9 protein-coding genes and 1 other annotated feature are annotated in these 12,488 nt (G+C 35.0%); of the genes, 8 read left to right on the plus strand and 1 reads right to left on the minus strand.

Annotated features, from left to right (window positions below):
- Window positions 1-69: 69 nt before the first annotated feature.
- The 7 genes from V7014_RS13325 (at window position 70) to V7014_RS13355 (ending at window position 9,462) form a co-directional block, all read left to right on the plus strand.
- Complete coding sequence (locus V7014_RS13325; RefSeq protein ID WP_335507886.1) at window positions 70-798, plus strand: hypothetical protein; 729 nt, start codon at window positions 70-72, stop codon at window positions 796-798.
- Between the two features lie 118 nt (window positions 799-916).
- Window positions 917-2,125, plus strand: coding sequence for a pyridoxal phosphate-dependent aminotransferase (locus V7014_RS13330; RefSeq protein ID WP_335507888.1), 1,209 nt, complete (start codon window positions 917-919; stop codon window positions 2,123-2,125).
- A gap of 325 nt (window positions 2,126-2,450) precedes the next feature.
- Complete coding sequence (locus tag V7014_RS13335) at window positions 2,451-3,656, plus strand: MFS transporter (RefSeq protein WP_335507890.1); 1,206 nt, start codon at window positions 2,451-2,453, stop codon at window positions 3,654-3,656.
- Window positions 3,657-3,825: 169 nt separating this feature from the next.
- Window positions 3,826-5,400: an L-aspartate oxidase gene (gene nadB / locus V7014_RS13340; RefSeq protein ID WP_335507892.1), complete on the plus strand. Its 1,575-nt coding sequence runs from the start codon at window positions 3,826-3,828 to the stop codon at window positions 5,398-5,400.
- Window positions 5,381-6,235 carry a carboxylating nicotinate-nucleotide diphosphorylase gene (gene nadC, locus V7014_RS13345; RefSeq protein ID WP_335507894.1) on the plus strand — a complete coding sequence of 285 codons (855 nt, stop codon included), beginning with the start codon at window positions 5,381-5,383 and terminating at the stop codon, window positions 6,233-6,235. Before nadB ends, nadC begins: the two co-directional genes overlap by 20 nt.
- A complete protein-coding gene (gene nadA, locus V7014_RS13350) occupies window positions 6,235-7,338 on the plus strand; it encodes a quinolinate synthase NadA (protein WP_335507896.1) in 1,104 nt (367 codons plus the stop codon). Before nadC ends, nadA begins: the two co-directional genes overlap by 1 nt.
- A 57-nt stretch (window positions 7,339-7,395) precedes the next feature.
- Window positions 7,396-7,713: a binding site (T-box leader), on the plus strand.
- A 72-nt stretch (window positions 7,714-7,785) separates the two neighbouring features.
- The gene (locus tag V7014_RS13355; RefSeq protein WP_335507898.1) at window positions 7,786-9,462 is read left to right on the plus strand and encodes a glutamine--tRNA ligase/YqeY domain fusion protein; all 1,677 of its coding nucleotides are present in this window, start codon (window positions 7,786-7,788) and stop codon (window positions 9,460-9,462) included.
- A 233-nt stretch (window positions 9,463-9,695) separates the two neighbouring features.
- On the opposite strand, the gene V7014_RS13360 is transcribed toward V7014_RS13355, so the two are convergent.
- Complete coding sequence (locus V7014_RS13360; RefSeq protein ID WP_335507900.1) at window positions 9,696-11,225, minus strand: glycosyltransferase; 1,530 nt, start codon at window positions 11,223-11,225, stop codon at window positions 9,696-9,698.
- Between the two features lie 257 nt (window positions 11,226-11,482).
- On the opposite strand from V7014_RS13360, the gene V7014_RS13365 reads away from it, so the two are divergent.
- Window positions 11,483-12,346, plus strand: a complete 864-nt coding sequence (locus V7014_RS13365) for a glycosyltransferase family 2 protein (RefSeq protein ID WP_335507902.1) — start codon at window positions 11,483-11,485, stop codon at window positions 12,344-12,346.
- The last annotated feature ends 142 nt before the right edge of the window (window positions 12,347-12,488 follow it).

Below are 12,488 nucleotides of genomic sequence, written 5' to 3' on the forward strand. Positions count from 1 at the left end.
TATGAAGGAGGATATATATCCTCCTTCACCGATTAGGTTATAGGGATGAAAAGGAGGTAATAGCTAGATATGACAATGATTGCGAAAATCATTACATTGAATGCTATACAGGAACAAGATATTGCATTAAAGTTTAGCCGTTTGCTTACGGAATCTGGATTGACACCTGATAAGATTGGGACAGTTGAGCCACTTACAAAAAATTACACACAACATGATTTTTTGAAAATGTGGACTGATGAAGATAAGAGCTATGATAACGTTGAAATAGATCATATGCTTGGAACAGCAGGTGGTATACTTGGGGAAAGTAATAACCCAAACTTCTTATTTATTGTTGATTGGATGAAAAGTTCAAAGGATATTAATTTAAATTACTTAACTTTCTTCTTTCCAGTAGAGACATTTCAACAATACAGAGAAGTCATCATGAAGGTCTTTAAAGAAACCATTCAATTAATAGATGGAATCTACGGATATATTTCTCATGAAGTTCCAGCTGAAAGGCAGCATATTCATGGAACATTAGAAACAAGATTACCAGGCGTATTTTGGTGTAATTATTTTGGGATACGGTATATTGATTATTTCGGTGAAAAAAAAATAGCTACCTTCCCATGGAATGAAATGGAGAAAATAGTGAATGGTGGTATCATTACATATTTAACGAATCAACCAGATCAAGAATTATTGCATTCAGAGGATTTAGAATTACTAGCAAAACAGCATCTAGGATCTGTAGCATTAACGGATGTTTTAAACAGTAAACCTTCTTCCTATATAACTGTAAAGACATAAACCTCGTGTTATTAAAGAAGCTACAAATAAAGATGTTTGAGTATTTGAAAATTTGATACAATAATTTGTAAGAAAAAGGTACTACAAGCATGGTTAGTATATATATAAATATTGTTTAATGAGAGGAAAATGTAAATTGAGTCTAATTTCAAAAACAATTGAAGCTAATTTAGAACAAGGGTCATGGATTAGAGATTTGTTCGAAAAAGGGAATCAACTACGTAGCATTCATGGTAATGATAAAGTATATGATTTTTCATTAGGGAATCCAATTGTTGAGCCACCATCAAAGTTTAGAGAGAATATTAAAGTATTGGCACAAAGTACATCGGCTAATCTACATGGCTACATATCTAATCAAGGTTTAATAGAAGCTCGTGAGAAAGTAGCGCAATTTTTACAATCATTTTATAAGAAGAGTTTTTCTGCAAACTCCATTATTATGACAGTTGGGGCTGGTGGTGCATTAAATGTTGCTTTGAACAGCATTGTGAACCCTGGCGATGAAGTTATTATTTTGGTTCCATATTTTGTTGAGTATAAATACTATATTGAAAATGTACAAGGAACACCTGTATTTTGTAACTTAGATGAAAATTTTCAAATAAATATTGAGCAATTAGCTGATAAAGTTACGGATAAAACAAAAGCAATTATTGTGAATACACCGCATAATCCTACTGGAACGATTTTATCGGATGAATCCATTAAAGCATTAGGAAAGCTTTTAAAAGATAGAGAGCAGCAATATGGAACGAGTATTTACCTTGTATATGACGCGCCGTATACACAATTAACATATGATGGTATAGAAAACGACAGTCCTTTTGATGCGTATCATCGTGTGATTTACGCTAGTTCATTTAGTAAGGATTTAGGTATTGCTGGAGAGCGAATCGGTTATATCGCCATTGATGATGCGATAGAAGGACATGATTTAATAATGGCGGCATTAGTGTTTTCTAATAGAACATTAGGCTTCGTGAATGCACCAGCTTTTATGCAACGTGTGCTAGCAATGACTGATGATTTAGTTACAGAGCAGCAAGAATACAAGCAGCGTAGAGATCTTGTAGTAGATATCTTAAAAGATGCTAAATTTGATTTTATTACACCACAAGGTGGGTTTTTTGTATTTCCAAAAAGTCCAATTGCTGATGATGTAGAATTCTGTAAGTTTGCAGCAGAAAACTATAATATTTTAGTAGTGCCAGGTACTGGTTTTGGTTGCCCGGGATATTTTAGAATGTCATTTAGTGTTGATATAGACGTGTTAGAACGTTCAAGAGAAGCTTTTAAAGAATTAAACAGTCAATTTGTTAAGTAAAAGTGTTGAATAGACTGGAGTAGGAGGCAGCGTTTGTCTGTTGTTTCTTCTTCGGTCTTTTTTATTGGATCAATTATATTTTAAGAAGGGAGGGGGTGTTAATGTAAATAGTAAATCAATTTCCACAAGATAATGAAGTTGTACATAATGAATCATGGTTGGAAACGAATTAAGGAGCCGAGCAGTCCAACGAAGTCTTTGTTTCTTTCTATTCCTTTTTTGCTAATACTAATTAAATGAGGTATAATTAACGTTTTAAGTTAAATCTATAAATATATTAAAATATATATAAGTGTTTTCTTTGTTACAGAAAGAAGGCTTAAATGTGATTACATGGAAAAGAAATTTATATATATGTTGGTTAGGTTCTTTTTTTACAGTAGCAGGTATGAATTTAGTTATCCCTTTTTTACCGCTTTTTATAAACCAACTTGGGTTACATGGCCATCAGGAAATTGAGATTTGGTCGAGTATAGCTTTTTGCAGTACATTTATCACGGCAGCGATTTTTTCACCTATTTGGGGTAAACTTGCGGATAAACATGGTGTTAAGCCGATGTTGATTCGTGCTAGTCTCGGTATGGCGGTTGTTGTGACTTTGATGGGGTTTGTGCAAAATGTGTATCAATTAGTCGCTCTGCGATTTATGATGGGAACTGTATCAGGTTTTTTAGCGGCAGCGATTATATTAGTTGCTTCACAAACTCCTGCTAAAATGAGTGGAAGAGCACTAGGCGTTTTATCGACTGGAGGCGTGGCAGGAACACTGATTGGACCTGTTATTGGTGGATTATTAGCTGATTTTATTGGATTTCGCCAAGTTTTTTGGGTAACTGGTGGATTTTTAATTTTAACATTTATTATTGTTCTGTTCGTTAAGGAAGAAAAAACAGTAGCTAGCAAAACAAAGGCTGAAACGAAAGTTGATGAATCAGAAAAGCATCCTTTTTTCTGGCAAATTACATTAAGAATTTTTGTGTTAACATTCGTATTGCAAGCTGCACTTATGTCTATTCAACCGATTCTTACTTTATATGTCTCAGAAATTGCCGGAACAACAAGCTTTTTAGCATTCCTAGCAGGAATAGTAACAGCGGTCTCGGGAGTATCCAATATGATTGCAGCTCCTTATTTAGGTAAGCTTAGCGATCAATTAGGTCCACAAAAAGTCTTGCAAGTTTGTTTAATTGCTGTAGCGATTCTCTTGGCTTTACATGCGTTTGTAGGAAGTGTATGGCAGTTAATCTTATTGCGCTTTCTTTTAGGATTTGGATTAGGTGGTCTAATACCTGCAATTAATACGTATTTGAAAAAGATTGTGCCTCAAGCATTAACTGGTAAAGTATTTGGTTATAACCAAACTGCCCAGTATCTTGGCAATGTAGCTGGTCCTTTAGCAGGTGGTCTGATCGCTAGTAAATTAGGCATACCGTATGTTTTCATAATCTCTTGCTGTTTATTATTAGGTAATGCAGTGTGGTTGTTGTTATTTCGTAAAAGAATGGCTAAGCAACAACATTCTGTCGTATAAATGGAAAGCTTCTTACAGAAAAGAAGCTTTTTTTTGTGCATTTTTTATACTAAATTGAAAATAACTACTATATCAACCACTTTAGACTTTTCCAATACATAATGCTTGCTAAAATGCTAATGTTGTGTAAATATATGTGTCAAGACACCTGTAAATCAGGAGGGTAATGATGAGTTCATTTGAATGTGATGTATTAATTATTGGTAGCGGTATTGCTGCACTTCAAACAGCTTTATATGCTAGTCAAACGAAGAAAGTAATCATGGTGACTAAAACGAATGTAAGAACTAGTAATACATATTTAGCTCAAGGAGGAGTTGCAGCAGCACATGCATCATACGACAAAATTGAAAGCCATGTTCGAGACACGATGGAAGCGGGCGAATATCATAATAATCGCGATGCTGTGAAGCGTTTGGTTACTTCGGGAGTTTCAGTTGTTAATACGTTATTGTCACAAGGAATGAGGTTCGATCGAGATGAGTATAATCAGCTTGTGTACGGTTTAGAAGGCGCGCATAGTGAAAGAAGAATTCTACATTGTAATGGAGATTCAACCGGTAAAGAACTAGCTGAATTTTTGTTAAGTCAAATACAGCATACAAGTATTACAGTTAGGGAGAATGAGATGGTTGTAGATTTACTCTTAACACAAGATGGTATATGTATAGGCGCTGCTACGAAAGATGCTAGAAATACTATTCAGAAGTATTATGCATCACATATTGTAATGGCTTCAGGTGGATGTGGCTCACTCTATTCATACAGTACAAATAGTGAAAATGCAACAGGTGATGGATTTGCTCTTGCTTTAAAAGCTGGTGCTCGATTGAAAGATATGGAGTTTGTTCAATTTCATCCTACTGGATTTTATATTGATGGGAAAGTTTGTGGCTTAGTATCTGAGGCTGTTCGAGGTGAAGGGGCTATTTTAATTAATCAAGATGGTATTCCGATTATGGAAGGCATACATAGATTACGAGATTTAGCACCGCGTCATATTGTTGCACAAACCATATTCTCTTATATGAAAGAGGGACAACAAATCTTTCTTGATATAAGCATGATTAAGAATTTCGATAAACGTTTTCCAGCTATCACAGCATTATATGAGCGCTACGGAATGAATTGGCGAGAAGGAAAAATTCCTGTAGCACCAGCTAGTCACTTCATAATGGGCGGTATTGAAACAGATCATCAAGGAAGAACCAATGTGAAAGGATTATATGCTGTGGGTGAAGTAGCTTGCACGGGTGTACATGGGGCTAACCGTTTAGCGAGTAATTCTTTACTTGAAGGTTTAGTGTACGGTAAAGAGCTTGGATTAATGCTACGTAATGATCCGATACAAACTCTACAAATCAATAGTGAAGTGCACAAGGAAGAATGTAAGCAATCGTTGCTACCGATTATTAAAGAATTGCAAGCAAACATGTTTCAATATGCCGGAATTGAAAGAAATGAAGAAGGTTTACGCAAATTATCACAATGGTTAAAACAATTTCCTTTATCTTCTTTAGTAGATGAAAGCTTTCAATCATTATCGAAGGAAGAAGTACTGAAAGCGTTTATGATCATAACAGCCATGAGTATTGTAAATTGTGCACGCCTTCGAAAAAAAAGTAAAGGAGCACACCAGCGCAGTGATAGCTGTACTGAAAAAGTTTCTTGGCAAAATGCATCAATCGTAATTAGTCAATCTCATCTTAAAGGAAGGGTAGTATATGAACAAGTTAAAGCTTAAAGAAATGCTTCAATCTTTTTTTATAGAAGATATCGGTGAAAGAGACATTACTTCAACATCTTTGTTTGAAAGTGTTGAGAGTGGACAATTTACGTTCATTGCTAAACAAAACGGTGTTTTCTGTGGAGGAAATGTCATTCTAACAGGTTTTAAAATGGTAGATGAAAGCGCTGAAATTACAATGCATGTTCGTGATGGCGAATGTATTACAGAAGGACAACAGTTAGTAGATATAAAAGGAAATATTGCAGCGTTGTTAATGGGAGAGCGAGTTATATTAAACCTTGTACAACGTATGAGTGCAATAGCGACAGAAGCGCAAAAAGCTGCAAAAATTTTAAAGGGATCATCTACAAAGCCTTGTGATACTCGAAAAACAACACCAGGGTTACGTATGCTGGAAAAGTATGCAGTATATTGTGGTGGAGTGAGCAATCATCGTTACGGCTTATATGATGGTGTCATGATTAAAGACAATCATATTGATTTCTTAGGAAGTATTACGAAAGCAGTTCAGCTAGCTAAATCGAAAACAGGACATATGATGAAGGTGGAAGTAGAAACGTCTACGAGAGAACAAGTATTAGAGGCGGTAGATGCTGAAGCTGATGTAATTATGTTTGACAATTGTACACCTGATCAAGTGCGAGAGTTTGTGAAGTTAGTACCACCATCTATTATTACAGAAGTTTCTGGTGGAATTACGCTTGAAAATTTACATACATACCGAGATACAGGTGTGAATTATATATCGCTTGGATGCTTAACACATTCCGTGAAAGCTTTAGACATAAGTGCAAAGGTATTGTATTTCACTGTAAAGGAGAACAGATGATGAGCTTGCTCGAAACTATTGTAGGAAAACAATTATTACCCGAGAAATATAATGTGATGTCGAAAGAAGAGGTCCATGAACGAATTAAAGAGGTAAAGGTTAAACTAGGAAAGGAGTTATTTATTCCAGGTCATCATTATCAACGTGAAGAAGTCATTCAACATTGTGATACAACTGGTGATTCGCTTCAGCTTGCCCAAATTTCAGCACAACAAAAAGATGCATCATTTATCGTTTTTTGTGGCGTTCACTTTATGGCAGAAACAGCAGATATATTAACTCAAAATCATCAAAAAGTTCTCTTACCAGATATGAGAGCAGGCTGCTCAATGGCGGATATGGCGAATATTCAACAAACAGATCACGCATGGCGAGAATTACAGCGACTGTTTGGAAATACAATGATCCCGCTAACATACGTTAATTCGACTGCAGAAATTAAAGCGTTTGTTGGCCTTAATGGAGGCGCAACTGTTACTTCTTCAAATGCACATAACATGTTAAAGTGGGCGTTCGAGCAAAAAGAAAGAATTTTATTTCTGCCGGATCAGCACTTAGGCAGAAATACTGCGTATGATTTAGGAATTTCACTGGAACAGATGGCAGTTTGGGATCCGATTAACAATGAATTAGTTTACGAAGGTAAATTGGATAATTGTAAAATGATTCTATGGAAAGGTCATTGCTCAGTACACGAGAACTTTACATCTGAAAATATTAAGCAAGTGCGAGTGCAGCACCCAGATATGAATATTCTGGTACATCCAGAATGTACACATGAAGTAGTAGAACAATCTGATTTTAACGGAAGTACGAAATATATTATTGATATGATAAAAGAAGCCGAAGTTGGTTCGAAATGGGCAATTGGTACAGAAATGAACTTAGTAAAGCGGTTGATCGACCAACATCGAGATAAAGAAATTATTTCTTTAAATCCATATATGTGTCCTTGTTTAACGATGAATCGAATTGATGCGAAGCATTTGTTATGGAATTTAGAAAGCATTATGGAAGGAGTGCCGGTGAATGTGATTACTGTGGATGAAGAGATTGCAAAGCAGGCTATTCTTGCGATTAATAAAATGCTGGAAAGATCATGAACAAATTATAGATAGAAGCTTTACTTTATAAAATAACATATGATACTATATATCAAATTAAATGCAATGAAGAGAAGAGTAAATAAGAAATGTTCTATACAGAGAACTCCGGTAGCTGAAAAGGAGTGAGAATGATCTTATTGAAGCAAGCCTCTGAGCAGCACATTGGAACCGAAAAGGGGATAGTGTGACAGGAGCTCCTGTTATAGAGCTAGGGTATAACCACTTATTGAAAATGTAGAATGGAATTCATCCATTTGATTTGTGTCCAACAGACGCTTCTGCTTTTCTTAGGTGACGTACTCGATGAGGTTAATATGGTGACATATTAACGAACTGGGGTGGTACCACGATTTTTCAAATCTCGTCCCCAAGACGATCGTCTTGGAGGTGGGATTTTTTTATTTATTTAATTGCATTAATAAATAAAAGTCGGAGGTACTTATAATGAATAAATTACACAGAAATTTTCTAGAACAAGAAATTATGACAGATATAGAAAAAGGCGTATATAAAAGATCAATATGTACACGATTTCCACCGGAGCCAAACGGATATTTGCATATTGGAAGTGCCTATGCCATTCAACTAAATTATGAAATGGCGAGAAAATTTAACGGTAATTTTCATTTGCGTTTTGATGACACTAATCCTTTAAAAGAAAATATAGAATATGTAACAAGTATTATAGAAGACATAAACTGGCTTGGATTTAATCCAGGTAACAGAATTTATTATGGCTCTGATTACTCGGAAGAAATCTTTCATGCGGCAATGACTTTGATAAAACAAGGAAAAGCATTTGTGTGTGATTTGACTGTAGAAGAAATGAAAGAATATCGAGGAACGCTTACGACTGGAGGAATAGAAAGCCCCTATCGAAACAGAACGATTGAAGAAAATATAGAGCTATTCTCTAAAATGAAACAAGGTGAATTTCCAACTGGCTCGAAGGTTTTACGTGCAAAAATTAATATGAGTTCTCCAAATATTAATTTAAGGGACCCTGTTATATATCGTATTCTTCATGTGAACCATTATCGAACGGGTGATAAATGGTGCATATACCCGATGTATGATTTTGCGCATCCGATTCAAGATGCTATAGAAGGAATTACGCATTCACTTTGCTCAATTGAATTTAAAGACCATCGCCCATTATATGAATGGGTTTTAAATGAATTAGCTATTGAAGGAGCACCGAAACAAAGAGAATTCGGGCGATTAAATATTACAGGAGTAGTAACGAGTAAGCGTTATTTGAAGGAATTGGTAGGGAGTAACTATGTTGATGGATGGGATGATCCAAGATTACCAACGATTAAAGGCTTGCGTAGAAGAGGTTTTACAGCTGAAAGTATTAATGAATTTACACATGAAATAGGATTATTAAGGAATGAAAGTACTGTTGACATTTCTATGCTGGAACATTCATTAAGAGAGAGTCTCAAAACGAAAGTCAATCGAGCAATGGTCATCTTAAAACCATTGAAAGTAGTAATTACCAATTATCCTGACAACCAAACAGAGATGCTATCGGTTGAAAATAATAGTGAGAATAAACAATTAGGTAGTCGCCTTGTTCCATTCACAAAAGAAATATTTATTGAGAAAGACGATTTTATGGAACAAGCTTCGAAAGGATTCAAAAGATTGTCAATCGGTAAAGAGGTTAGACTAATCGGTGCTTACTTTATAAAATGTACAAATGTTGTAAAAGATGAGGACACGAATGAAATTCTTGAGATTCATTGTACGTATGATCATAATACAAAGAGTGGCTCTGGTTTTAATGCTCGCAAACCAGAAGGAACGATTCATTGGGTGTCTGCATCACACGGTTTGAAAGCAGAAGTTCATGATTATGATAGATTATTGTTAGAGGATATTGATATAAAAGATGCAACAAAGAGTTGGGAAGAGAAATTGAATCCAAACTCATTAGTGATTTATAAAGATTGTATGGTCGAACCATCACTATTGAATGTGAAAAAAGAAGAAAAATTCCAATTTCTCCGCCATGGATACTATTGTGTGGATTATAAACATACTACGGATGAACGAATTGTTTTTAACAAAATTGTTTCATTGAAAAGTACATGGAAGAAGAAATCTACTCAATAAATGAAGAAAGTTCGTTTTATATATGAGTGTGAGTGAAATATGATGAAGTATAAATCTACGAGACATAAAGAGTTGGCACAATATAGTTTGATGAATCATGATTTATATAGAGAGAAAATAAATAATTGATGAAAAATAGAAAGAAATCGTTCAAAAGCTCGTATCTTTTAAGTTGATACGAGCTTTATCAAATCACTTGATTTTACTTCTATATTGGACTTCAGAGTATCACCTTAAGGCATTACTACTACTTTCTCAGCACATGATGCACAAAACTTTGCATATTCAATACATGATTCTAATGAATCGGTAGGCTCCATGGGCCACCATCGGATGGCTCCCATAGGTGCTTTCGATGCAAATAGCTCGATTTCTTCAGGAATACGACCTACAATAACTACTTCGATCTCATTAAAGTTGGTCTCTAGTCCTTTTTGGAGTGTATGAAATAACTGGGTATGTTCAATTGTAGGTGTTGAATAGGGAATAGGAAATAGAATAGAAATTTTGGATAATTGTTCGTGAATTTTATGAGCGGTAGCACGGGCAGGATGATCTAGAGTTGTCTCCCATATTCGATTATATGGTTGCGCCTCTGGTAACCCTAATTCTTTCATTTTTTCTTGTATTCTCTCATTATAATAATGATATAGTTCTTTTACGAGAACTTGTATTTGATGATTTCGAATAAAGGTTGAGTTATCACCGTGTTTATTTCGATATTGAACATAGAGAAGTTCAGGAATCGATACAAAGTTAGTACATAGGAATGTCCGAACGAGCATATCATAATCATCTGCTACTAATAACTCTTCACGATGGCCTCCTATAAGGTGGTAACAATCTCTAGTCCATGCACGAGGATGATTCGGTAAGCCTACTAAGTGACTGATCGTTGTTCTATTAAGAGTTGTGTTTTTGTGCACATTCTGCCATCGATTCATTTCATGTACCCAAACTCGATAGTGTAAGCTGTATCCAAATCCACAATCCCAACCATACCAATGTGCATCATTGCTTCCTTCAAGCACCTCAGTACAATCCCCGGAAACAAAGCCACAATCAGGGTTTTCTTGAAAAGTTTGCACGATTTTCTCTAAACAGTTAGGGGTTAATTCATCATCATGATCAACTTCTACCAATATTTCACCAGTACACAAACCTGCTGCATATCTTTTAACGGCTCCGATATAACCATTGCGAGAATCTTGCCGATATCTTCTTACACGTGGATCATTTAATAGAAGTAAATCTTGTTTATATGTCTCATCTTCATCACCAGAGTCATCTACAATAACCCATTCCCAATTGGTATACGTTTGATTTAGTAAGGTACGATAGGGTCTTTGGATTTTTTCTTTAGATCTGTAGCTGGCCGTAAACACTGATATTAAAGGTCTTTCGGAAGTGAAGTGAGTTGGAGGTAGGATTTTATTGATAGGAAGAGGATCAGTGTAACTAAGCCAGCAATGGAATAGATTATATGGGTGAATATCTGAAGGTGAATTGTAATGCAACCAACGTTTTCTCTCTTGAATAGGTAAAGCACTAAGTGTACTAAATAATTCCCATTCCGATCCTAATGAAACATAAATGCGAGGATGCTTAGGGTTTATATCCAATAAAGCACCATCAGGTTCGTACAATTTCACCTTGATATCACTTTTCTTTAACTCAATTAATCTTTCCTCTAATCCATCCCATTCCTTCTCTTTTGAAAGAAATAAATGAATGGTTAATAAAGGTGTTTGATTCGTTGACATATCTATCCTCCTTTTGAGAGATCCATACATTACACCACATTTTTATCGATTTATTTATATGTAGATGTTAAATGAAGTATTACTCTACACCAAACTGTGAATACCGTTCACAATGAGCGAATACAATATTATGTGCTTTTTAGGTGTAGATTTACCCTTCAAAGATAAATAGCTCTTAATATATGAATCATTGGAATCTCTTTAATGAGGGGGATATCAAAACAAGCGAGTTAATCCAGGATAAAGGATGTGTAATCATGAGTCTTCCATTAGTAAGTATTGTTATACCGGCTTATAATCGTCCGGAAACTTTGAGGATAGCTATTGATAGTGTGTTGAATCAAACGTACCCAAATATAGAAGTCATCATCTGTGATGATAGTTCAGATAATCGTGTACAAGAAATGCTTGTACCTTATATAGACTCATTTTCTAATATTAAATATTATAAAAATGAACGAAATCTATTTCTTGAAAACTGGCATAAATGCTTTGATTTAGCATCAGGTGAATATATCAATTATTTAATGGATGATGATGTATTTCATAAAGATAAAATTATGAAAATGCTTTATTTTTTTAATGAATTTGAGAATATTTCACTAGTCACATCATACCGACAATTAATCGATGAGTTTGGTCAACATCTCCCTCCTATACATGCGACGGCTAGACTATATCCAGAAACGAGAATCTTAGACGGCAAAACATTAGGAAATATCGCATTATCTCATTGTCTCAATGTCATTGGTGAACCAACAACAGTATTATTTCGGAAAAAAGACCTTACTGAAAAATTCGGTGTATACCAAGGGAAACAATATTCTATTATTAATGATCTAGCAGCGTGGTTATTATTATTATCAAAAGGAAAAGCTGTCTATATCCCAGAAGCACTTAGTTATTTCAGAATACATCCAAATCAAAACAATAATACAATGGGAATAAAAACGTTCAGTGAATGGTTAGATATCATGATCGCTTCGCGAGCTGATGGATTCTTGCAAACAAATGAGTTATATAGAAAAGCGCTTCTTTCTTATCGTGAACGAGTTCAAAACTATCCTGAATTTGCGGATGATATTAAACGGATTGATGGGGTATTAGAAACTTTAAACTGAATATCCTACATAAAAAATCCAATTATATTATCTAAGTACTCAAGCAAACTTGTACATTACTAATACCATATCCTTATATCAAAGTTAACTTTTCATAAAGTAAAAAAGGAGAGGGGTATCAAGGAGGGCACTGAAAAAGTCC

Origin of the sequence: Bacillus sp. JJ722 (assembly GCF_036963345.1) — a bacterium.
GTDB lineage: Bacteria > Bacillota > Bacilli > Bacillales > DSM-1321 > Bacillus_AD.